Origin of the sequence: Massilia sp. METH4 (genome assembly GCF_037094685.1) — a bacterium.
Lineage (GTDB): Bacteria > Pseudomonadota > Gammaproteobacteria > Burkholderiales > Burkholderiaceae_D > Rugamonas.
This window is the reverse complement of record NZ_CP146614.1, coordinates 284,817-307,399: the sequence shown is the minus strand read 5'-3', so window position 1 is coordinate 307,399 and position 22,583 is coordinate 284,817. Positions and strand designations below refer to the sequence as shown.

Sequence of the window (22,583 nt, the reverse complement as noted above, 5' to 3'; positions counted from 1 at the left end):
TTACTGGATTCCCATCGTGCGTTGCAGGTAGCGGGCGATCTGGTCCTTCAGGTCCGACAGCGCGGTGATGTCGAGGATGAAGGCGACATAACCGTGGATCTGGTGTTTCTCGAGGATGAAGTCGATGTGCAGCATCATCACGACCGTATCGGCGCGGGTGCCGGTGGCATGGAGGATATCGTCGCTGGAGCCCACGTGGTACACGGGCAGCGAGCCGTGCAGCTCCTGCTGGAAGATATTGGCCAGCGTGCCGACGCAGGAATTGAGGATGATGTTGCCGATCTCGCTCATCGCTTCCTGTTCCATCTCGGACAGCTCGTCCAGCGGCACTGTCTCGCCCACCATGAGGCGCACGATCTCGAGGCTTTTATCCTCGGGGAACATGAGCAGCGCCTCGGTCGAGAAGGCGCCCTCGTAATGCTGGCTGACACCGCAGATGCGTTCGCCGTTGCCCGCGTTGTTGTTGCGGTGCGCATCCTCGAGCAGCTGGGCTGCTTCGCTGCGGCTCAGGAAGGTAATCGAGGGCACCGACATGGTGACTTCTTCATTGACGATGCCGCTCATCGCGGCGGCCGCCTGGCCCACGCCGATATTGAAGATCTCGACCAGTGCGTCGTGCTCGAGTTCGGAGAGCTCGACCATGTCAGCCGGCCAGCAGGGCGGTCAGGCGGGCGATGCGTTCGGGCGTGATCGGCTTTTCCATGAAACCGACGCCGATTTCGCTGGCGCGTTGTCGGGTTGCATCCTGGACATTGGCGGTGAGCAGGGAGATGTGAGCATCCGGCAACAATGCGCGCAGGCGCTCGGCGCAAGCCAGGCCGCCCATGCCGGGCATGTTCACATCCATGAGCACCAGTTGCGGCTTGGCTTCCGGCGCCTTGGCCAGCGCTTCCTCGCCGGTGCCCGCTTCCACCACGGTCCAGCCGGGATGCAGCGTGGTGATGTACTGCTTCGCCACCAGGCGCGAAACGCGGCTGTCGTCGACGATCAGGACGGTCGGTGCGGTGGTCCCGGCGGGGGTATCGTTCGAAGTGGACGTCATGTTCTGTTTGGCTGACTTGTCAGGATCAGGTATTTTCCCACAAAGGCCGCCCGGTGCGCTGTTAAAATGGCGGCCCTCGAATCCGTTACTCCCCTAACTCCAATCATGACTCAAGACGAACTGAAACAGGCCGTGGCGCGCGCGGCCATCGGCTACGTGGTCGACGGCCAAATCATCGGCGTCGGCACGGGCTCGACCGCGAACTTCTTCATCGACGAACTGGCCGCCATCAAGGACCGCATCAAGGGCACCGTGGCCTCGTCGGAAGCGACGGCCGCGCGCCTGAAAGGCCACGGCATTCCGGTGTTCGACCTGAACGACGTGGAGTCGATCGCCGTGTACATCGACGGTGCCGACGAGATCGATGCTTCCGGCGCGATGATCAAGGGTGGCGGCGCGGCGCTGACGCGCGAAAAGATCGTCGCTTCCGTGTCGAAGCAGTTCGTCTGCATCGCCGACGGCTCGAAACTGGTGGAAACGCTGGGCAAGTTCCCGCTGCCGGTCGAAGTGATCCCGATGGCGCGCAACGCCGTGTTCCGCCAGCTCGCCGCGCTGGGCGGCCAGCCGAAGGTGCGCACCAAGTCGGGCACCGACGAGCCCTTCGTCACCGACAATGGCGGCCACCTGATCGACGTCGCCGGCCTGTCGATCACCGATCCGAAGGCGCTGGAAGCGACGATCAACGGCATCGTCGGCGTGATCGCCGTGGGCCTGTTCGCCGCCCGCGGCGCCAATGTGTGCCTGCTGGGCACCGCCGAGGGTGTCAAGAAGCTGGGCTGGTAAGCCGGGACAGCCAGCAGCGCCCGCCTGGTGTCGAACATTTTTTCCCGGCTTCTCGGGAAAAAGTGTGCGACACCGGTTTTCTCTTGAGGTCGCGGTTGCCTCTATCGAACACCGGTGTCGTACACCATTTTCCCTTGGAAAATGGTGTACGACACCAAGCTCAGGCGTCTCGGACGGCAAGAAAAACGGCACCCGCGGGTGCCGTTCTTGTTGGGCAGGCCAAGCTCAAGCCGTCGGCGGCACGTAGCCCTGCGCCGCATCGGCACCTTCGCCGAAGAAATGCTTTTCCATCTGCGCGGCCAGGTACTTGCGGGCACGCACGTCGGCCAGGTTCAGGCGGTTTTCGTTGACCAGCATGGTCTGGTGCTTCAGCCAGGCCGCCCAGGCCTCTTTCGACACGGATTCGTAGATCTTCTTGCCCAGTTCGCCGGGGTAGGGCGGGAAGTCCAGGCCTTCGGCTTCCTTGTTCAGTTTGATGCAGTGGACGGTACGGGCCATCGCGGGTGCTCCTCAGTGTGCAGAAACGTGCATTGTAATGCTTATTGGGCAAAAATCTTCAGAGGGTCTTCACCAGCACCTGCGACTTGCGCTGCCAGTTGTACATGCGCTGGCGGTCCTTCGGCAGCGCATCCACGGTGGCGGGCACGAAGCCGCGCTTGATGAACCAGTGCGCCGTGCGCGTGGTCAGCACGAACAGCCTGGTGATGCCGGAAGCGCGCGCGCGGTTTTCCATGTGCTTCAGGATACGCTCGCCGTCGCCCTGGGCCTGCGCTTCCGGATTGACGGTCAGGCATGCCATTTCGGCCATCTTCTCTTCGGGGAACGGATACAGCGCGGCGCAGCCGAAGATCACGCCATCGTGCTCGATGACGGAAAAATAATTGATTTCCCGTTCGATCAGCTCGCGGCCACGCTTGACGAGCGTGCCATCCGCTTCCAGCGGTTCGATGAGCTTGATAATTCCGCCGACGTCCTCAATTGTGGCGGGGCGCAGGCTTTCCAGGTTCTCGTGGCTGATCATGGTGCCCACGCCGTCGTGCGTGAATAGTTCCAGCATCGCGGAACCATCCATCGCGAACGGCACGATGTGCGAGCGCTCGACGCCGCTGTTGCACGCCTTCACGCAGTGGCGCAGGTAGAACGCGCTTTCCGGCGGCAGGAAGTTCGCCTGCAGCACCGCCTCGGCCTGGTGCGACGACAGTTCGCGGATCTCGGTACCGGCCAGGTCGCGCAGCATCTCGGTCTCGGTGATGAAGATCAGCTTGTCGGCATGCAGCGCCACGGCGGCGGACACGGCCACGTCTTCCATCGTCAGGTTGAATGCCTCGCCGGTGGGCGAGAAACCGAGCGGCGACAGCAGGATCACGGCGCCGGCGGCCAGGATCGAATGGATCGTCTCGGCATCGACCTTGCGGGTGATGCCGGTGAGTTCCAGGTCCACACCGTCGATCACGCCGAGCGGGCGGGCGGTGACGAAGTTGCCGGAAATGACGCGGATCGCCGCGTTCGACATCGGCGTGTTCGGCAAACCCTGGCTGAACGCGGCCTCGATGTCGAGGCGCAGTTCGCCGGCAGCTTCCTTGGCGCATTCCATCGCGGCCGTATCCGTGATGCGGATGCCGTTGTGGAAACGGCCCTCGACGTTGCGCAGCGCGAGCTGTTCGGCGACCTGGGGCCGCGAGCCGTATACGACGACGATCTTGATGCCGAGCGCGTGCAGCAGCGACAGGTCGTGCGCGAGCACCGGCAGGGCGCCGGCGGCCACCAGTTCACCGGGGAAGGCGATCACGAAAGTCTTGCCGCGGAAGGCGTGGATATAAGGCGCGACGGAGCGCAGCCAATGGACGAATTCGACAGGGTTTTCCATGCGCCGCATTATAATTCGCTGCGCGGCACTCGTAGCAAAACTTGCAGCAAAACTTCGTAAAAACAATGTCTGAAGCCATCAAGCAGTCCCCTTCCTCTTCCCCCGCGACACAGAACGCAACGAATGCCTCGCGCGAACCGCGTCGCGGCAAGGGGGAACGTCCCGCAGGCGAGCGTGCGGCCGTCGAGCGCCGCGGTAACGGTGAAAATCCGGCCGGCGAACGGCGCGGCAGCGGTGAGCAGCCCGCTGGCGAACGCCGCGGTAATGGTGAAAAAACCGCCGGCGAACGCCGGGGCGATGACCGCCGTCCACCGCGGGAAAAGCTCACGCCCGAGCAGGTTGCCGCGCGTGAGGCCGAGCGCCTGTTCCGCAATCCGCTGCCGCCAATCACGTTCCCAGAAGACTTGCCCGTTTCGGGCCGCCGGCAGGAGATTGCGGACGCCTTGCGCAAGCACCAGGTGGTGATCGTCTCCGGTGAAACGGGTTCGGGCAAAACGACCCAGTTGCCAAAGATCTGCCTGGAGCTGGGCCGCGGCCAGAAGGGCTTGATCGGCCACACGCAGCCGCGAAGGATCGCCGCGTCGTCTACGGCCAAGCGGATCGCCCAGGAACTGGGCTCGCCCCTGGGCGAGCACGTGGGCTACAAGGTGCGCTTCAACGACACCTTGCACAAGGGTGCTTCGGTCAAGCTGATGACGGACGGTATCCTGCTGGCCGAAACGCAGACCGACCCGCTGCTCAAGGGCTACGACACGATCATCATCGACGAGGCGCACGAGCGCAGCCTGAACATCGACTTCCTGCTGGGTTACCTGAAACAGATCCTGCCGCGCCGGCCGGACCTGAAGGTGATCATCACGTCCGCCACGATCGATGCCGAGCGCTTCGCCCGCCATTTCAGCCAGGAGGGCAAGCCGCCCGTGCCGGTGATCGAGGTATCGGGCCGCCTGTACGCCGTGGAAGTGCGCTACCGGCCCGTGGAGCGCGAGCAGATCACGTTGCCGGAAGGCGCCAACGCGGCGAAACCGCAACTGCGCACGGCCGCCGCCGCGCGCGAGAAGCGCGACCTGATGGACGCGATCGTCGATGGCGTCGACGAACTGTGCCGCCTCGGTTCCGGCGACGTGCTGGTGTTCCTGCCCGGCGAGCGCGAGATCCGCGACGCGGCGGAGGCGCTGCGCAAGCATCATCCGCCGCACGTGGAAATCCTGCCGCTGTTCGCCCGCCTGTCGGTGGAAGAGCAGGACCGCGTGTTCCGCACCACGAACGCGCGCCGCATCGTGCTGGCCACCAACGTGGCGGAAACCTCGCTGACGGTGCCGGGCATCCGCTACGTGGTCGATGCCGGCCTGGCGCGCGTCAAGCGCTACAGCTACCGCAACAAGGTCGAGCAGTTGCAGATCGAGCCGGTCGCGCAATCGGCGGCGAACCAGCGGGCCGGCCGTTGCGGCCGCGTGGCCGACGGGGTCTGCATTCGTCTGTACGACGAGGACGATTTCAACAAGCGGCCGAAGTTCACCGATCCGGAAATCCTGCGCTCCTCGCTCGCTTCCGTCATCCTGCGCATGAAGTCCCTGCACCTGGCGGACGTGGAGTCGTTCCCGTTCATCGAGCCGCCGCTGGCGCGCGCGATCGCGGACGGCTACCAGCTGCTGCAGGAACTGGGCGCCGTCGACGACGACAACAGGCTGACGAACCTGGGCCGCAAGCTGGCCAAGCTGCCGCTCGATCCGCGCGTGGGCCGCATGATCCTGGCAGCGCAGGAATACACCTGCCTGACCGAGGTGCTGATCGTGGCGGCCGCGCTGTCCGTGCAGGACCCGCGCGACCGGCCCATCGAGCACCAGCAGGCGGCCGACCAGGCGCACCAGAAATTCGCCGACGAGAAGTCGGAGTTCAACTCTTACCTCAAGATCTGGCACTGGTTCGCCGAGGCGATCGAACACAAGAAGACCAACCGCCAGTTGCAGGACAATTGCCGCGCCAACTTCCTGTCGCAGCTGCGGCTGCGCGAATGGCGCGACGTGCATTCGCAATTGCTGACGCTCGTAAAGGAGCAGGGCTGGCGCATGAACGAAACGCCGGCCACCTACGAGCAGATGCACCTGGCGCTGCTGACGGGCTTGCTGGGCAATATCGGCTTCAAGATGGAAGACGATCCGGGCTACCTGGGTGCGCGCGGCATCAAGTTCCATATCTGGCCCGGTTCCTCGCTGGGCAAGAAGGCGGGCAAGTGGGTGATGGCGGCCGAGCTGGTGGAAACCACGCGGCTGTATGCCCGCACCATCGCGCGCATCGAGCCGGAATGGGTGGAAAAGATCGGCGCCCACCTGCTGAAGAAATCGTGGGGCGAGCCGCGCTGGGAAAAACGCCAGGCGCAGGTAACGGCGGCCGAGAAGGCCACCTTGTATGGCCTCACGGTGTACAGCCAGCGCCGCATCAACTACGCGCTGTACAAGCCGGCGGAGGCGCGCGAGATCTTCATTCGCGACGCGCTGGTGGGCGGCGACTACGACACGCGCGCGCCGTTCTTTGCGCACAATCACCGGCTGGTGAAGGAGATCGAGAACCTCGAGCATAAATCGCGCCGGCAGGACGTGCTGGTGGACGACCAGCTGATCGAGGCGTTCTACGACAAGCTGATCCCGCACGACGTCGTCAACGGCGCCGGCTTCGAGGCCTGGTACAAGAAGGCATCGCAGGCCGAACCCAAGCTGCTGTACCTCGTCAAGGAAGACCTGATGAGGCACGAGGCGGCTGGCGTGACGACGGAACTGTTCCCGAAGAAGATGCTGGCGGCCGGCGTGGAAATGGCGCTCACGTATCACTTCGAGCCGGGCACGCCGCGCGACGGCGTCACGCTGCATGTGCCGCTGTATGCGCTGAACCAGCTCTCGCGCGAGCGCTGCGAATGGCTGGTGCCGGGCATGCTGAAGGAGAAGGTGCACCTGCTGCTGAAGTCCCTGCCGCAGAAGCAGCGCCGCCACATGGTGCCGCTGCCGGAATATGCGCAGAAGTTCTGCGATCGCATCAACGAGAAGCTGGCCTTCGGCCGCGGCGACCTGGTCGACGCGATCATTGCCGACATCCGCGAGCAGGTCACGATCACGGTGCTGACTTCCGACTTCAAGCCCGAACAGCTGCCGGCGCACCACTTCATGAACTTCAAGGTGATCGACGAGCATGGCCGCCAGCTGGACATGGGCCGCAACCTCGCCACCCTGCAGGCGGAGTACGGCGCGCAGGCGCGGCAAAGCTTCCAGAAGATGGCGGAGAATGCGCCGCCGGCGTCAAGCGCATCGCTCGCGCAACTCGGTACGGCAAGGTCGGAGAAAGGCGCCAGGCACGGCGGCATCGCGGCCGAGGTGAAGGCGGGCGGCAAGCCCGGCACGGCACCGCCGCCGGCCGCGCCGGCAGCTCCGGCACCGGCCGCGGCGCACACGAACATCACGGCATGGACATTCGGCGAATTGCCGGAACTGCTGGAGATCGTGCAGGGCAAGCTCACGCTGATCGGCTTCCCGGCGCTGGTGGACAAGGTTACGCACTGCGACCTGGAAGTGTTCGACGACCCGAACGTGGCGGCGCGCACGCACCGCATCGGCCTGCGCCGCCTGTTCGCGCTGCAGATGAAGGACCAGATCAAGTTCGTCGAGAAAAGCATCCCGAACCTGCAGCAGATGGGCATGCAGTTCATGAGCATGGGCACGCAGGAGGAATTGCGCGACCAGATCATCGCCAAGGCGATCGACATCGCCTGCCTGCAGGACCCGCTGCCGACGGACGCGGCTTCGTTCAACAAGCGCAAGGATGAAGGCAAGTCGCGCCTGGTGCTATTGGTGAACGAGATCGCCCGCCTGGTGTCGCAGGTGCTGACGGAGTTCCACGGCTTGCCGAAGCGGCTGCAGGGCATCAACCAGCAGGCCGCCGCGGACATGCAGGAACAGTTGAAGGGGCTGGTGCACAAGCGCTTCCTGCTCGATACCGAGTTCGCGCAGCTGGCGCATTTCCCGCGCTACCTGAAGGCGATGAACGTGCGGCTGGAAAAGCTGCGCGCCGATCCCGCGCGCGACGCCAAGGCGATGGCCGAGTGGCACCAGGCCGCCCAGCCTTACCTGCGCGTGGCGCGCGACAAGTCGGCCGGCAAGAATACCGATCCGAAGCTGGTGGAGTATCGCTGGCTGCTGGAGGAGTTGCGCGTGGGGCTGTTCGCGCAGGAGTTGCGCACGCCGATGCCGGTGTCGGTCAAGCGCCTGTTCAAGGTATGGGAGTCGATGCAGAGGTAGTAGGGCCTCGATAAACCTACTGCGCGACGCCAGGGCCGGCCTGCGATGCTCCGCATCGGCGGACCGATCGTACATAAGTACGACTGCGCTTCTTAGCCACCCCTGGCGCCTGCTCGCTACGGTTTCTCGAGGCCCCTTGAGGCTGGTAGGATTCGCGGTGGCCTGCGACTATTGCAGGATTTAGCGGATCACCAGTTAATACTTCTTGCTCGGATCATAGCTGGTGTTCTGGTTCGACAGCCCGCCGGCCTGGTTGACGTTCTTGTCCGTCAGGTCGGCATCGCCGCGCCCCAGGTCCAGGCTGCTGCTGCCCAGGCCGCTGCCGCTGCTGCCCAGGCTGCCGCTCTGGCTGGACATGCCGCTGCTGCCGCCCATGCTGCTGCCGGAGCTGCCAGACAGGCTGCCCGACTGGCTCTGGCCATAGCTGGAGCCGCTTTGCATGGTGCTGGTGCCGGAGCCCATCACGCTGCCGGTGGACGTCATCTGCCCCGGCATGGCGGTCTGGGTACCCCAGAAGCTGCTGATCTGGCTGCCGAATTCGGCGCTGGCCATGTCCGGCCAGCGGTCCTTGTCGAAGCCCGGCGCGTTTTCCAGGCGCTCTTTCGCCACGTCGAGGATGAAGCGCTTGTTCACGGTATCGAGTTGCAGGGCTTGCCAGGGCACGGCGAACAGCTTGTCGCCCATGCCCAGGATGCCGCCGAACGACAGCACGGCATAGGCGATCTGGCCGGACTGCATGTCGATCATGATTTCCTTGATGTCGCCCAGGTCTTCTTCCTGGCGGTTGTACACGTCTTCGCCCATCAGCGTGTCTGCACCCATCAGGCGTGGGCCAGGGCCATCATTGTCGCGGTCACGGTAAATGCCAAACGGGTCTCGGTCGAGATAGCTCATGTTGGTCTCCTGTGATTCGGTTCGTGGAAAGGCCGCCGCGCATCGCCCGGCGGTGCGCATGCCAGAATAGCGCAAGCGGATTTTTCGCGTCCTTACCGGAATTCAATAGTGTGGCCTGGCCCCGTTCGATGCGGGCTGGACAACGTCGGAGGAAGCATGGTCAAGAGAAATGCCGGTGCGCGCCTGGTGCGTTCCCTGATGAAAGCGGGCACCGCCCAGCGCAAGGCCGCGGCGAAGATCGTCGACACGATGTTCGCCGTGCCGAAAGGCAGCGTGCGCAAGCGGCCGGCCAAGAGTGCGAGTACTGTCCTCGCGGCGCCGCGCGTGCGCACGCCGCCGGCGGCCCCGGTGGCGCCGGGACAGTGGCTCGCCGGCCATCATGCGAGCGGTGCGCAGCAGATGCCGTACTGGCTGTACCTGCCGCAAGGCGAAGTGCCGCCGCAGGGTCTCCCACTGGTGCTGATGCTGCACGGCTGCCAGCAGACCGCCACCCAGTTCGCGCAGGGCACGCGCATGAACACGGTGGCGCAAAAGAAGGGCTTTGCGGTGCTGTACCCTCAGCAATCGGTGACGGTGCACGCGCAGCGCTGCTGGCGCTGGTTCGACCGGGCCACGCAGGCGGGTGGTGGCGATGTGCAACCGGTGGCGGCGATCCTCGCCAGGGTGTTATCCCAATACCCGATCGACCGGCGCCGCGTCTACGTGTGCGGCATCTCGGCCGGCGCCGGCATGGCCAACATCATGGCGCTCAATTTCCCCGACGTGTTCGCGGCAGTGGGCTTGCATTCGGGACCGGTGTTCGGTGCCGGGCATGGCACCGTGGGCGCGCTGGGCGTGATGCGCCACGGCGGCGGCTTGCGCACCGAACCGGCGATCCGCGAAGTGCTGGCGCGGCGCGCGGATTTCCCGCTGATGCCGGCGATCCTGTTCCAGGGCGATGCCGATACGGTGGTGCATGCCGTGAACCAGCAGCAACTCGTGCGGCAGAGCCTGCTCCTGAATGGCGTGCCGCCCGATGCGCCGGTGAAGGTCACGCGGCGTGGCACCCGCAGTGGGCATGAAATCCGCGACTACCTGGTGGGCAACAAGGTGGTGCTGCGCGTGGTGCGCATCGATACGCTGGACCATGCGTGGAGCGGCGGCGATCCGAAGATCGCCTTCCACGCGAAGGGGCCGGACGCGAGCCGGATGATGCTGGAGTTTTTCGGCAAGCACCGGCGATAAAAAAGACCGCCGCGGCGGTCTTTGTTGTGGAGAAGAATGCGAATCAGTGGGTGACGATGATCGTGATCATCGTTCCACACAGCACCAGCACGGCTGCCGTCAGCGAAACCATCACCTTGGCGAACTTGGCATCGTCCCGTACGATTTTTTCCATGTATTCGAGCATCGCTGCCTCCTTTGCTTCAACCAGAGCATCAGTCTATCACTATCGAAGCCAGAAATGGGTGACAGGGTAGAGGATGCACAGTGCACCCGTGATCAGGATCGAAGCACCGATCACATACCAGTTGGTGTTGCCGCCGGTAGCCGTGCGCAATGTACTGAAGCCCACGAGTACAGTGCATACAAAGCCCGTCAGCAAGCATAATGCGCAGATCAGGCCGATCATATCGTGGTGGGCAGGATGTCGGGGCCATGCCTCGATTGCATCGTGGGCAGTGGCGGCCAGCATCGAAATCGCGGTCCAGAACAATTGGCCGGTATCGACCGATTTCTTCAGCAGCTTGCGCCACGTGGTCCTGCCCGAACCGGGCTGATCGTGGACGATCTGGTCCAGCGCGATCAGCAGGATCATCAGGTAGGGCAGTAGTACCGGCACGAGAATATTGATGGTGGTCCAGAGCATGATCGCAGGTTCAACGAGACTGGTTTTCGATTAAGCACGGATCCGTGACCCAGCGTTTTGCCACGTCTCAAGCCGAGTCCGCTCGCGCACGATTGTCAAATTGTCATTGCCAAAACGCCCCATCGATAGTACTGTACGTATATACAGTATTTCTCCGCATCATCAACAATGGCCCATCTTGCTCCACTGCTGGCGCCGGAAACCGTGCATCCCTCACTTTGGCTTGCATCGCAACTGGCGCAATCGCACGACCGCTGCGTCGACACCGGCTACCCGGTACTGTCGACCCAGCTGCCGGGCGGCGGCTGGCCGACGGGCACGCTGGTGGAATTGCTGTTGCAGCAGCCGGGCATCGGCGAGATGCGCCTGCTGCAGCCGGTGCTGGCGGCGCTGCGGCGCCCCATCGTGCTGGTGCAGCCACCGTACGCGCCCCAGGCGCTGGCGCTGGCCGCGCTGGGCATTGCGCCCACCCAGCTGACCTGGATCCGCAACACGGGCAAGAGCGCCGATGCGCTGTGGGCCGCCGAGCAGGTGCTGCGCAGCGGCTGCTGCGGCGCGCTGCTGCTGTGGCAGCAGCACGTGCGCGGCGAAGCGCTGCGCCGCCTGCACCTGGCGGCGCAAAGCAGCGAAACGCTGTTCTGCCTGATGCGGCCGCTGGCGGCGGCACAGGACGCCTCGCCGGCACCGCTGCGGCTGGCGCTGCGGCCCGCCGCCGGCGGGCTGGAAATCGATTTTGTAAAACGCCGGGGGCCGCAACGCGATGCGCCATTGTTCCTGCCCTTGACTCCTTCTTTACTGCAACGCCATGCGCCTGTGGATCGGCCTGCACCTGCCCCGGCTCCCGCTCGAAGTGTTCTGCCCGAGCTGGTCGGCTGACACCCTCACGGCCGTGCTGGACCACGAAGTGGTGCTGGCCGCCTCGGAAGAGGCGCGCCGCGCCGGCGTGCTGCCGGGCATGCGCCGTGGTGGCGCGCTGATGATGGCGCCGGAAATCCAGCTGCACGAGCGCGTCCCCGAACGGGAAGCGGAAGCGCTGCAGGCCGTGGCGATGGCGCTGCTGCAATTCACCCCGCAGGTCGCCGAGGGCGAGGAAGCCACCTTGCTGATGGACGTGGGCGCCAGCCTGCGCCTGTTCGGCGGCATCCGCCGGCTGTGCGCGCTGGTGCGAACGAGCCTGCGCACGCTGGGTTTCACTGCCATGCTAGGCGTGGCCCCCACGGCGCGCGGCGCCTGGCTGCTGGCGCGCGGCGGGGCAGGGCGGGCATTGAAGATCGATTCGATGACGCGGCGCCTGCACCGCCTGCCCGCCAGCCTGCTGCCGCCGGCCCGGCCGTACATGGCATGGCTGGAAGGCATCGGCTGCCTGTCGGTGGGCGACGTGGCGCGCCTGCCCCGGCCGGGCCTGCAACGGCGCTGCGGCCGCGACTTGCTGGACGTGCTGGATGCCGCGCTGGGTCACACGGCCGAGATGTTCCGCTGGATCGAGGCACCCGCCAATTTCCAGGCCAGGCTGGAACTGTTCGGCCGCATCGAAAACACGGATCTGCTGCTGGCCGGAGCCTGCCGCCTGCTGCAGCAGATGACGGGCTGGCTGAACGCCCGCCAGCTGGCCGTCGCACGCATCGTGCTGCTGCTGGAGCACGAGCGGGGCAGGGTGGCGCGGCCGCCCACGCCGGTCGAGATCGTGCTGGCCGAGGCGGTGTGGCGCGACGACCACCTGGTGCGCCTGCTGAAGGAGCGGCTCGCCAAGCTCACGCTGGAAGCGCCCGTGATCGGCCTCGTGCTGGAAGCTCCAAACGTGAAGCCGATGGCGCCGCTATCCGATTCGCTGTTCCCCGAACCGGGCGGCAGCGTGGAAGACCGGCTGCGCCTGTTCGAGCTGCTGCTGGCGCGCCTGGGCCCAGAAAACGTGCTGCAGGCGGCGCCCAAGGCCGATTACCGGCCCGAGCATGCGAACGCCTGGGTGAGCGTGCAGCAAAAGGTGCGCGCCGCCGATATCGCGGCGCGGCTGCCACCCGGCGGCCTGCCGCGGCCCGCGTGGCTGCTGCCAAAGCCCATCGCGCTGCTGGTGCGCGACCACCGGCCCTTTTATTGCTCGCCGCTGCGCATGGTATCGGCCGCCGAGCGGATCGAGGCGGGGTGGTGGAGCGATACGCAGACGCGCGATTACTTCATTGCGGTAGGGGAGGACAATGCGCATTACTGGGTGTTTCGGGAGCGGCTGCCGGGTGGGGAGGAGGAGGCGGAGCCGCGGTGGTATCTGCATGGGTTGTTTGGCTGATCGCTTCCAGCCAGAGTCCAGCTAAACTTGTACGCTCCAAAATATTCATTTGCAGGTTCGCAAGCCGTGTCGAGCGGATTCCTCGTTCAGCATTTGCGACATGGGAGAAGAAAAATGTGGCGCACAATATTCATTGCCTTGCTGGGACTGGCCTCGGCGCCTGCGTGGAGCGCAGGCAAGCAGTGCGATCCCGATGCCAAAAATACGTTCACCTTCACCTGGATACCGAAAACAGCATCCGTGCCGACAGCAGGCAGCATGCGCATCACGGACCGTGCCGACCGGACCGTGCAGGTACTCGACAATCTCGAATACTATTACGGCGACAGCGAAGACAGCGGCAATCTCGTGGACGGCAGGGATTACAACAATGACGGCTGTGGGGACCTGGTCCTGGTCAGTAGCGTTGCCGCCATCGGCAACACAAGCAATACCGCGTTTCTGTATGATCCCGTGCGCCGACGCTTCGTCGAACATGAAGGACTGTCCGTGATCATGGGGCTGGACATCGATCCGCGCGACAGGCGTTGCGTTACCGGCTTCGGGAAAGGGGGGGCCGTCGATATCCATACCGCGCGGCATTGCTGGTCAAACGGCCGGCTGGTGCTGAAGGAGGAGTAATCCGTTTCGCCGCGCGTCAATTCCGAAGGCGAGCACACTTGCTACCTGCATACCACCACCACCTATCGGCACGGCAAGAAGAAGACCAGAACGACATGTACCAAGGATTTATAGAAAACGAAGCCTGAACAACTGGCTGGACATGCTGGCGGAGATTCTGGCCGGGCAAGTGGCTCATCGAAGACCCACCGCCCGGCCGACCTCTGCCAAAGGAGAGAGTCGCCGCGCCTTGTCCAGCCGCCACTCCCCGTGCACAGTAGTGGCATTGGACAGGCAACCAGGAGACCCTCAATGCGCGCACAACGACTCGACTTCCCCGGCACCCGCGGCGCCACGCTGGCCGCCCGCCTCGACGCCCCGGACGGCTCGGCCCGCGCCTACGCCCTGTTCGCCCACTGCTTCACCTGCGGCAAGGACGTCTTCGCGGCCAGCCGCATCGCCCAGGCGCTGACGGACCACGGCATCGCCGTGCTGCGTTTCGACTTCACGGGCCTGGGCGCCAGCGAAGGCGAATTCGCCAACACCAATTTCTCGTCGAACGTGGAAGACCTGCTGGCCGCCGCTGGCTACCTGCGCGAGCAGTTCGCCGCGCCGCGCCTGCTGATCGGCCACAGCCTGGGCGGCGCGGCCACCCTGGCCGTGGCCGGCCAGGTGCCGGAAGCGCAGGCCGTGGTGACGATCGCCGCGCCCAGCGACCCGTCCCACGTCACGCACCTGTTCCGCGACCACATCGACACGATCACGGCCGAAGGGGAAGCGGAAGTGCAGCTGGCTGGGCGGCCGTTCCGCATCCGCAAGCAATTCCTCGAGGACGTGGCCGAGCAGAAGCTGAAGGACAAGATCGGCGCGATGAGGAAGGCCCTGCTGGTGATGCACGCACCCGGCGACACCACGGTAGGCATCGAGAATGCGATGAACATCTTCATCGCGGCGAAACACCCGAAGAGCTATGTATCGCTCGATACGGCCGATCACCTGCTCACGAAGCGCGACGATGCCGTGTACGTGGCGAACCTGATCGCCGCGTGGAGCGAACGCTATCTGAAGGATTGATCAGCCGCGCGGCTTCCATTTCATGCCGGCCTGCACGGCCGGGCGCGCGCCGACGAGCGAAAGCCAGCGTTGCAGGTTCGGCTTGCCCAGCGACTCGGCCAGCATCTCCGGCAGCCGCTCGCTGGCCGCCATGATCCAGGGATAGCAGGCGATGTCGGCGATCGTGTACTCGTCGCCGGCCACGTATTCGGAACGGCCCAGCTGCGTATCGAGTACGGTCAGCAGCCGGCCGCCTTCCTTCACGAAGCGCTCGAGGCCGAAGGCATCATCCTGCTGGGCGAAATAGCCGAGCTGGCCCAGCATCGGGCCAAGCCCGCCGATCTGCCAGTGCAGCCATTGCATGGCCTGCCAGCGCGCCGGGCCGGATGGGGGCAGGAACTTGCCGTATTTGTCCGCCAGATAGGTGAGGATCGCGCCGCTTTCGAACAGCGACAGCGCTCCGCCTTCCGCCTCGTCGTCCACGATGGCGGGGATCTTGTTGTTCGGCGACAGTTTCAGGAATTCGGGATCGAATTGCGCGCCGCTGCCGATGTCGACCGGCGCGGTCTCATAAGGTACGCCCAGCTCTTCCAGCAGGATGATGGGCTTGCGGCCATTCGGGGTGGTCCAGGTATGCAGTGTGATCATCGCGGTCTCCAGTTCAAACAACTGTAGCGTGACCAAGGAAAAACGGGCGCACATCCCGCAAAGGAGGTGCGCCCGTCCAGCCCGGAGGCGATGCCTTATTTACGCGGCTGCAGGATGCTTTGCAGGCGGTCCGGCGTGCCCTCGACGCGCTCCAGGCGCGGATACTTCAGCCCGCCGTGGTAGTCCAGCGAGACGGTGCGGTAATCGTTGCCGCGCTTGACGAGCAGGTCGATCGGCTTGCTGTCCTTCGTGGCCGCGGTGATGGCCGCGCGCAGCAGCTCCGGCTTGTAGGCGCGGCCGTTCACGGCCAGCAGCGTGGTATTGCCGGACAGGCCCGCCTTGAAGCCCGGGCCATCCCACACGATGGCGACGATCTTGCCGTCGCTGCCCACCGAGAAGCCCAGCGAGTACTGGAAGTTGGCCGTTCGGCTCTGCTCTTCCACGCCCTTGAGGAAGTCGGTCTGCTTGTCCGTGTAGACGAGCTTCCAGCCGGCGCGGGCCAGGCCGTCCAGCGGGGCGGGGCCGGTTTCCTCCACGCGTTTTTTCAGGAACGGCGCCCAGTCGAAGGCCTGTACGGTGTTCAAGGCTTTCACCACGTCGTCGAACGTGTAGTGCTTGGCCTGGATTGCGCCATCGTCCACGCCGAAGAACAGGCGGGCGAAGTCGTCCAGGGATCGTTTTTCACCCGAGAGTTCGCGGATCTTCGTGTCGACATCCAGCCAGATCAGCGCGCCTTCCGAGTAATAGTCCTCGCTGCGCTGCCAGTTCGGCCATACCTGCGGGCGGCGCTGGCTGATGATCGGGTCGTTCGTCGTGTCCACCACCGGGCGCCAGGTGCGGCCCTGCACGTTCGCATACGTGGCCGCCATGTTGGCGATCATGTCGCGCACGCTGGACTGCTGCGCCAGGCCGGAGCGGGCGGTGAGCACCTGGCCCCAGTACTGCGTCTGGCCTTCGTAGACCCACAGCAGGTTGTTGTCCAGCGGGGTATTGAAGTTCGGCACGTCCTGGCCTTTCGGGCGGCGGAACTTGCCGTTCCACGAGTGCGTGAATTCGTGCGGCAGCAGGGTGCGCACGGCTTCCGTCTTGTTCCACTCGGTGAAGTAATTGGCCTTCACGCCGTTCTCGCTGGACTGGTGGTGCTCGCGGCCCACGCCGCCGAACTCGTCCGAGAGGGCGAACAGGAAATCGTAGTGCGCGTAGTGCTGCGAATCGAACAGTTTATAGGCCTGCTTGATCAGCTCGCGGTGCGGGGCGATCTGTTCCGGCTTCGCTTCCAGCGCTTCCGGCGTGTCGGCCACGATGTTCAGGCGCACCGGCAGTTTCGCGCCTGGATCGAGGTCGATCTGCTTGAAGTGGCGGCCGGCGAACACGGGCGAGTCGATGAAGGTTTCCAGGTCGGTCTGCTTGAAGCGCACCTCGTCACCCTGGCGCGAAGCCGTCTCCAGCGCCGTGCCGTACTGCCACCCGGCCGGCAGGGTCAGCGTGGTCTGGATCGGGATGCGGCGCACGTGGTAGCCGGCCGGGTACATCGTCATCGATTGCCACTGGATGCCGAGGATGTCCGGCGTCATCGCGATGCGGCCCTGGCTCGTCTCGTTCGGCGACAGGTGCTGGTATTCCACGTCGAGCGTCTTCGCGCCCTGCGGCACCTCCACCTGGAACGCGAACACGTTCAGGGGATCGCGCTTCCACGCCACCGGCTTGCCGTTGGCCGACACCTTCAGCCCCGCCAGCTGGTGCAGCGCGCCGGTCGGGCCGTGCTGGGCCGTGACCCACTGCGGATACAGCAGGGTCAGCTTGCCCGGTTTCACGGGGATCGATTGCTGGATGCGGAAGATGTTGCGGGCGGTGTCCGAGGCATCGATCTTCATCTGGATCGTGCCGGGGTAGGGCTGGTCCAGCGAGGGCGGCAGCGGGTTGGCGCTGGCATTGACGAAGACAGTGGTTGCAAACAAGGCAGGCAGGATCGCTGCGCGCAGGGGGAAGGGCAGGGTCATCGGCGATATGGTCGGGTTGTCCAAGCGGGCGAGTGTAGCACGCAGGAAACGTGAAATGTTTCAAAATGTAAAACCAAAATTTTTCAAAAGAACCCCCTTGAAACCTTTTTCGCCTGCCGTATATTGGGTGCATCGGTCGCCCAGAAGGGGGCCGAGAGGAGAGCCGGATGCGAACTGACCGGCTCGATATCGCTTGACTTTGAAAGGATATCCATCATGCGTACTTTTGACCTGACTCCGCTGTACCGCACCGCCATCGGCTTCGACCGCCTGGCACAAATGCTGAACAGCGCCGAATCCCAGCCCAGCTATCCCCCGTATAACATCGAACTCGTGTCCGAGGACCAGTACCGCATCGTGATGGCACTGGCCGGCTTCGACCGCTCGGAAATCGACATCACCAGCGAGCGCGACACCCTGTTCATCGTGGGCCGCAAGCAGAAGGATGGCGTCGAGCGCACCTATCTGCACCGTGGCATCGCCGCGCGCGACTTCGAGCAGCGCTTCCAGCTGGCCAACCACGTGAAGGTCACCGGCGCGTCGTTCCAGAACGGCATGCTGACCATCGACCTGGTGCGTGAAGTGCCGGAGGCGCTCAAGCCGCGCAAGATCGAGATCGGCGCCAGCGCCGACGGCGCCCCCGCGATCGAGCAATCGCGCGCCGCGGCCTGACTGGCCCCTGAGTGATCAGCTGAGGCGGCCCGCCATCCGGCGGGCCCGGCGGGCTGTGGAACGACCCGGCCCGCCCCAAAAAATTGTTTGTTGACCTTTGTACCCGCGGTTGCCCGCCTGGGGACCGCACCGATATCGCTTAATGAAAGGATACGATCATGCGTACTTTTGACCTGTCTCCCCTGTACCGTACCGCCATCGGCATCGATCGCCTGGCGAACCTGCTGAACGCCGCCGAAGCGCCGACCTACCCGCCCTACAACGTGGAGCTGGTCGCCGAGGATAAATACCGCATCGTGATGGCACTGGCAGGCTTCGACCGCTCCGAGCTGGATATCCAGACCGAGCGCGATGCGCTGGTGATCACCGGCCGCAAGCAGAAGGAAACCCAGGAACGCACGTTCCTGCACCGCGGCATCGCTGCCCGCGACTTCGAACAGCGCTTCCAGCTGGCAGACCATGTGAAGGTCACCGGCGCCGCGTTCGACAACGGCATGCTGACGATCGACCTGGTGCGCGAAGTGCCCGAAGCTTTCCGGCCGCGCAAGATCGCGATCGACGGTGTTACCAGCAATGTGACCGCGCTGGAACAGAACCGCGAAGCTGCATAAAATCCGAGGGCTTCGGCCTGCATTGAAGTGGTACGAAAGGCCGGGGCGACCCGGCCTTTTTTGCGTTTTGGCGCCACGCCGGACGGCAGGGTGGCGCAAGGTACGGCGCCGTTAAGGGCCGCATAAGCTGATGACCTCATATTGCAAGCATCGAATTTGATTCAATGGGGAGTACAGAAATGAGCAAGGACAAGGTCTTGACGTTGAAACGCCTGGTCCTGGCCCTGTGCGCGGTCGGCGTACTGGGCGCAGGCGCGGCAATCGCAGTCCAGGGCAACCATGAAGCACCCGCCGGGGCGCAGGTCGGCACCACGCCCGCACCCGCCGTGCCGGCCAATGCCGCCGCGGGCGCGCCGGCGCCGACCCCGGCGCCGATGATCGCGCTGCCCGATTTTTCCGTGATCGCCAACCGTAACGGCCCGGCCGTCGTCAACATCAGCACGACCGGCAGCGTGCGCACGGCCTATGAGGGCCGCGGCGAGCCGTTCGCGGACGATCCGTTCTTCGAATTCTTCCGCCGCTTCCAGGGCCCGCAGGGGCGCGGCGGCCGCGAAGCACCCAGCCATGGCGTGGGCTCCGGCTTCATCGTCAGCGCCGATGGCCTGATCCTCACCAATGCCCACGTGGTGCGCGATGCGAGCGAAGTGACCGTGAAGCTGACGGACCGCCGCGAGTACCGCGCCAAGGTGCTCGGCTCCGATCCGAAGACCGACGTGGCCGTGCTGAAGATCGACGCGAAGAACCTGCCGGTGGTGCCGCTGGGCCGATCGATGGACGTGAAGGTGGGTGAATGGGTGCTGGCGATCGGCTCGCCGTTCGGGCTGGAGAACACGGTCACGGCCGGCGTGGTCAGCGCCAAGGGCCGCTCGCTGGACGATGGCAGCGTGCCGTTCATCCAGACCGACGTGGCCGTGAACCCCGGTAACTCGGGCGGCCCGCTGTTCAACACGAAGGGCGAAGTGGTCGGCATCAACTCGCAGATCTACAGCCAGACCGGTGGCTACCAGGGCCTGTCGTTCGCGATCCCGATCGACGTGGCGCAGCGCATCAAGGACCAGATCGTCTCTACCGGCAAGGTGGTGCACGCGAAACTGGGCGTGCTGGTGCAGGAGGTGGGCCAGAGCTTTGCCGATTCGTTCAACCTGCCGTCGCCGGAAGGCGCGCTGATCGCGAACGTGGAAAAGGGCAGCCCCGCCGAGCAGGCCGGCCTGAAGCCGGGCGACGTAGTGCGTTCCGTGAACGGCCAGAAGATCGTCGCTTCCGGCGACCTGTCCGCCTTCGTCGCACTGGCCAAGCCGGGCGATAAGGTCACGCTGGAAGTCTGGCGCGAAGGCAAGGCCGTGCAGTTGGCAGGCAAGCTGGGCAATGCCACCGACCGCACCCTTGCCGCCGTGGACGAGGACGATACGCCGGCCGCGAAATCGCGCCTGGGCCTGGCCCTGCGCCCGCTCGACCCGGTCGAGAAGCAGGCCGTGGGGCTCGCTTCCGGCCTGGTCATCGAACGGGCCGGCGGCGCCGCGGCCAGTGCCGGGCTGCAGCCGGGTGACGTGCTGCTCTCCGTGAACGGCCGGCCCGTCAATTCGGTGGAGCAGGTGCGCGACGTGGTATCGAAATCGTCGAAGTCGGTGGCCCTGCTGATCCAGCGCGGCGAGGAACGCATTTTTATTCCCGTGCGATTGGGATAAACTGCGCCGCCTGGATGAAGAAAGAAAGGAAAATAAAATGCGCCTCCTCCTCGTGGAAGATGATGTGATGATCGGCGAAGTGGTGCTCGACCTGTTGCGGGCCGAGCACTATGCCGTCGACTGGGTGAAGGATGGCGCGATGGCCGACACCGCGCTGCAGACCCAGACCTACGACCTGGTGCTGCTCGACCTGGGCCTGCCCCACAAGGACGGCCTCGAAGTGCTGCGCTCGATGCGCACCCGCAAGGAATTGACGCCGGTGCTGGTGGCCACGGCGCGCGACGCCGTCGAGCAGCGCATCGCCGGCCTCGACGCGGGCGCCGACGACTATGTGCTGAAACCCTACGACCTCGACGAGCTGCTGGCCCGCATTCGCGCGCTGCTGCGCCGCTCGGCGGGCCGCGCCGAACCCGTGTTCGAGCACAAGGGCGTGTCGATCAACCCGCAAACGCGCGAGGTGATCGCGGGCGGCCAGCAGGTCAACCTGTCGGCCCGCGAATGGGCCGTGCTGGAAGCGCTGATCGCGCGGCCCGGCATCGTGCTCTCGCGCGCCCAGCTGGAGGAAAAGCTGTACAGCTGGAAGGATGAGGTGAACAGCAATGCCGTGGAGGTGTACATCCACGGCCTGCGCAAGAAGCTGGGCGCGGAACTGATCCAGAACGTGCGCGGCCTCGGCTATATGGTGCCGAAAGCATGAAGGTGCCGAAGGTCTACCGCGTGAAAGTCAACACGCACTCGCTGCGCGGCCGCCTGCTGTGGTTCCTGCTGGCGGCGATCTCGATGGCGGCGCTGGCGCAGGCGATGATCGCCTACCGCAGCGCGCTGCACGACGCGGACCAGATCTTCGACTACCACATGCAGCAGATGGCGCTGGCGCTGCGCTCCGGCGCGCCGCTGGCCAACACGCACAACGGCCCCAGCGCCGATCCCGGCAACGACGACATGGTGGTGCAGGTATGGACGCCGGACGGCATCCAGGTCTTCCGCTCCATCTCCCGCGCCGAGCTGCCGCAGCGCGCCGTGCTGGGCTTTTCCAACGTGAAGGCGAAGGGTACGACCTACCGCGTGTTCTCCGTGCAGACCAGTAACCAGACGGTGCAGATCGCCCAGGACATGTCGGTGAGGAAGCGCATGGCCGGCGCGCTGGCGCTGCGCACCGTGGGGCCCATCGCGCTGATGGCGCCGATGCTGATGCTGGTCGTATGGTGGGTGGTCAGCGGTTCGCTGGCGCCCGTGGCCCGCGTGCGCCGGCAGGTGGCCTCGCGCCAGGCGGACGATCTATCCCCCGTTTCCGAAAACGACCTGCCCGATGAAGTGAAGCCGCTGGTGCACGAGCTGAACCTGCTGTTCGGACGCGTGCGCACGGCCTTCGACGCCCAGCAGCACTTCGTGGCCGACGCCGCCCACGAACTGCGTTCGCCGCTGGCGGCGCTCAAGCTGCAGGTGCTGAGCCTGGAGCGCGCCGAGGACCCCGAGGCCCGCAAGGTGGCGATCGGCCGGCTCACGGCCGGCATCGAGCGCGCCACCCGCCTCGTCGAGCAATTGCTGGTGCTGGCCCGGCAGGAAGCGGCCGAGCCGAAGATGGACCCGGTCGACCTGGCCGAGCTGGCCCGGCGCACGCTGGGCGACATGGTGGGCGCGGCCCAGGCACGCGAGATCGACCTGGGCATCCACGAAGTGGCCGACGTCACCGTGCAGGGCCAGGCCGATGCCCTTCGGGTGCTGCTGCGTAACCTGGTCGACAATGCGATCAAGTACACGCCATCCGGCGGCACCGTCGACGTGTCGGTGCGCCAGCTCGACACCGGCGCCGAACTGGTGGTGGAGGACAGCGGCCCCGGCATCTCGCCGGAAGAACGCGAGCGCGTGTTCAACCGCTTCTACCGCGTGCCCGGCAGCACCGCCACCGGCAGCGGCCTGGGCCTGGCCATCATCAAGGCCATCGCCGAGCGGCACGGTGCCACGCTGGCGCTGGACGCCTCCGGCCGCCTCGGCGGCCTGCTGGTGCGCGTGACCTTCCCCGGCGCGAAGCCGTCCGCCAAGGTGCAGCTCGCGAAGTCCGCCGCCTGACACTCAATCCACCAGCGCTCGAGCACTGGTGTCGGACACCTTCCGGGTGTCCGACACCGGTTTTCCCATACCCTGTCGATAGCGCTTCACCCTCCGGGTGTCCGACACCGGTTTTCCCATACCCTGTCGATAGCGTTTCGCCCTCCGGGTGTCGCACATCGGTTCTCCGATGCCCTGTCGACAGTGTTTCAGTCTGCCTCCGCGCCTGTCCACGATAGAATGCCGATCATGACAGACAGCCA

Annotated in this window: 21 protein-coding genes; 12 read left to right on the top strand and 9 right to left on the bottom strand. The window is 65.2% G+C overall.

The genetic code is table 11. The features are described 5' to 3' along the window. Together V6Z91_RS01440 and V6Z91_RS01435 are read right to left on the bottom strand one after the other, a co-directional pair. Entirely contained in the window at positions 1 to 642 is a 642-nt protein-coding gene (locus V6Z91_RS01440) for a chemotaxis protein CheC (protein ID WP_338765663.1), read from the bottom strand. Between the two features lies 1 nt (position 643). Further along, complete coding sequence (locus tag V6Z91_RS01435; RefSeq protein WP_338765661.1) at positions 644 to 1,042, bottom strand: response regulator; 399 nt, start codon at positions 1,040 to 1,042, stop codon at positions 644 to 646. 105 nt (positions 1,043 to 1,147) lie between these two features. Here V6Z91_RS01435 and rpiA point away from each other — a divergent pair, with 105 nt between their 5' ends. Further along, positions 1,148 to 1,825 carry a ribose-5-phosphate isomerase RpiA gene (rpiA, locus tag V6Z91_RS01430; protein WP_338765659.1) on the top strand — a complete coding sequence of 226 codons (678 nt, stop codon included), beginning with the start codon at positions 1,148 to 1,150 and terminating at the stop codon, positions 1,823 to 1,825. Between the two features lie 225 nt (positions 1,826 to 2,050). Here the strand turns inward: rpiA and V6Z91_RS01425 are convergent, their stop codons facing one another. After that, complete coding sequence (locus tag V6Z91_RS01425) at positions 2,051 to 2,323, bottom strand: oxidative damage protection protein (protein ID WP_338765657.1); 273 nt, start codon at positions 2,321 to 2,323, stop codon at positions 2,051 to 2,053. Positions 2,324 to 2,381: 58 nt separating this feature from the next. Continuing rightward, entirely contained in the window at positions 2,382 to 3,692 is a 1,311-nt protein-coding gene (gene argA / locus V6Z91_RS01420; RefSeq protein WP_338765654.1) for an amino-acid N-acetyltransferase, read from the bottom strand. Between the two features lie 65 nt (positions 3,693 to 3,757). Here argA and hrpA point away from each other — a divergent pair, with 65 nt between their 5' ends. Next, positions 3,758 to 7,978 (top strand): ATP-dependent RNA helicase HrpA, encoded by a 4,221-nt coding sequence (hrpA, locus tag V6Z91_RS01415; RefSeq protein WP_338765651.1) that lies wholly within the window; start codon positions 3,758 to 3,760, stop codon positions 7,976 to 7,978. 195 nt (positions 7,979 to 8,173) lie between these two features. On the opposite strand, the gene V6Z91_RS01410 is transcribed toward hrpA, so the two are convergent. Then, entirely contained in the window at positions 8,174 to 8,872 is a 699-nt protein-coding gene (locus V6Z91_RS01410) for a PRC-barrel domain-containing protein (protein ID WP_338765648.1), read from the bottom strand. A 156-nt stretch (positions 8,873 to 9,028) separates the two neighbouring features. Between V6Z91_RS01410 and V6Z91_RS01405 the strand changes: the two genes are divergently transcribed. Beyond that, positions 9,029 to 10,096, top strand: a complete 1,068-nt coding sequence (locus V6Z91_RS01405) for a PHB depolymerase family esterase (protein ID WP_338765645.1) — start codon at positions 9,029 to 9,031, stop codon at positions 10,094 to 10,096. 43 nt (positions 10,097 to 10,139) lie between these two features. Here the strand turns inward: V6Z91_RS01405 and V6Z91_RS01400 are convergent, their stop codons facing one another. Further along, complete coding sequence (locus V6Z91_RS01400; protein ID WP_338765642.1) at positions 10,140 to 10,262, bottom strand: hypothetical protein; 123 nt, start codon at positions 10,260 to 10,262, stop codon at positions 10,140 to 10,142. 39 nt (positions 10,263 to 10,301) lie between these two features. Beyond that, entirely contained in the window at positions 10,302 to 10,721 is a 420-nt protein-coding gene (locus V6Z91_RS01395) for a hypothetical protein (protein WP_338765639.1), read from the bottom strand. Positions 10,722 to 10,889: 168 nt separating this feature from the next. Here V6Z91_RS01395 and imuA point away from each other — a divergent pair, with 168 nt between their 5' ends. From imuA to V6Z91_RS01375, 4 genes are all read left to right on the top strand, one after another. Beyond that, a complete protein-coding gene (gene imuA / locus V6Z91_RS01390) occupies positions 10,890 to 11,597 on the top strand; it encodes a translesion DNA synthesis-associated protein ImuA (RefSeq protein WP_338765637.1) in 708 nt (235 codons plus the stop codon). After that, on the top strand, positions 11,527 to 13,002 hold the full coding sequence (locus V6Z91_RS01385) for a DNA polymerase Y family protein (RefSeq protein WP_338765635.1): 1,476 nt from the start codon (positions 11,527 to 11,529) through the stop codon (positions 13,000 to 13,002). The genes imuA and V6Z91_RS01385 overlap by 71 nt, the downstream gene beginning before the upstream one ends. 114 nt (positions 13,003 to 13,116) lie before the next feature. After that, a complete protein-coding gene (locus tag V6Z91_RS01380; protein WP_338765633.1) occupies positions 13,117 to 13,623 on the top strand; it encodes a hypothetical protein in 507 nt (168 codons plus the stop codon). 291 nt (positions 13,624 to 13,914) lie between these two features. Then, positions 13,915 to 14,676, top strand: a complete 762-nt coding sequence (locus tag V6Z91_RS01375; RefSeq protein ID WP_338765630.1) for an alpha/beta fold hydrolase — start codon at positions 13,915 to 13,917, stop codon at positions 14,674 to 14,676. On the opposite strand, the gene V6Z91_RS01370 is transcribed toward V6Z91_RS01375, so the two are convergent. Beyond that, positions 14,677 to 15,303 carry a glutathione S-transferase N-terminal domain-containing protein gene (locus V6Z91_RS01370; RefSeq protein WP_338765628.1) on the bottom strand — a complete coding sequence of 209 codons (627 nt, stop codon included), beginning with the start codon at positions 15,301 to 15,303 and terminating at the stop codon, positions 14,677 to 14,679. A gap of 95 nt (positions 15,304 to 15,398) precedes the next feature. Next, entirely contained in the window at positions 15,399 to 17,303 is a 1,905-nt protein-coding gene (locus V6Z91_RS01365) for a peptidase M61 (RefSeq protein WP_338765626.1), read from the bottom strand. Between the two features lie 216 nt (positions 17,304 to 17,519). Between V6Z91_RS01365 and V6Z91_RS01360 the strand changes: the two genes are divergently transcribed. The 5 genes from V6Z91_RS01360 to V6Z91_RS01340 all read left to right on the top strand — a co-directional run bounded on the left by V6Z91_RS01360 (position 17,520) and on the right by V6Z91_RS01340 (position 22,341). Further along, complete coding sequence (locus tag V6Z91_RS01360; protein WP_338765623.1) at positions 17,520 to 17,975, top strand: Hsp20 family protein; 456 nt, start codon at positions 17,520 to 17,522, stop codon at positions 17,973 to 17,975. Between the two features lie 158 nt (positions 17,976 to 18,133). Beyond that, the gene (locus V6Z91_RS01355) at positions 18,134 to 18,586 is read left to right on the top strand and encodes an Hsp20 family protein (protein ID WP_338765620.1); all 453 of its coding nucleotides are present in this window, start codon (positions 18,134 to 18,136) and stop codon (positions 18,584 to 18,586) included. Between the two features lie 179 nt (positions 18,587 to 18,765). Further along, a complete protein-coding gene (locus V6Z91_RS01350; RefSeq protein WP_338765618.1) occupies positions 18,766 to 20,271 on the top strand; it encodes a DegQ family serine endoprotease in 1,506 nt (501 codons plus the stop codon). 37 nt (positions 20,272 to 20,308) lie between these two features. After that, positions 20,309 to 20,968 carry a response regulator transcription factor gene (locus tag V6Z91_RS01345; RefSeq protein ID WP_338765615.1) on the top strand — a complete coding sequence of 220 codons (660 nt, stop codon included), beginning with the start codon at positions 20,309 to 20,311 and terminating at the stop codon, positions 20,966 to 20,968. Next, entirely contained in the window at positions 20,965 to 22,341 is a 1,377-nt protein-coding gene (locus V6Z91_RS01340; protein WP_338765612.1) for an ATP-binding protein, read from the top strand. Before V6Z91_RS01345 ends, V6Z91_RS01340 begins: the two co-directional genes overlap by 4 nt. Positions 22,342 to 22,583 lie beyond the last annotated feature (242 nt).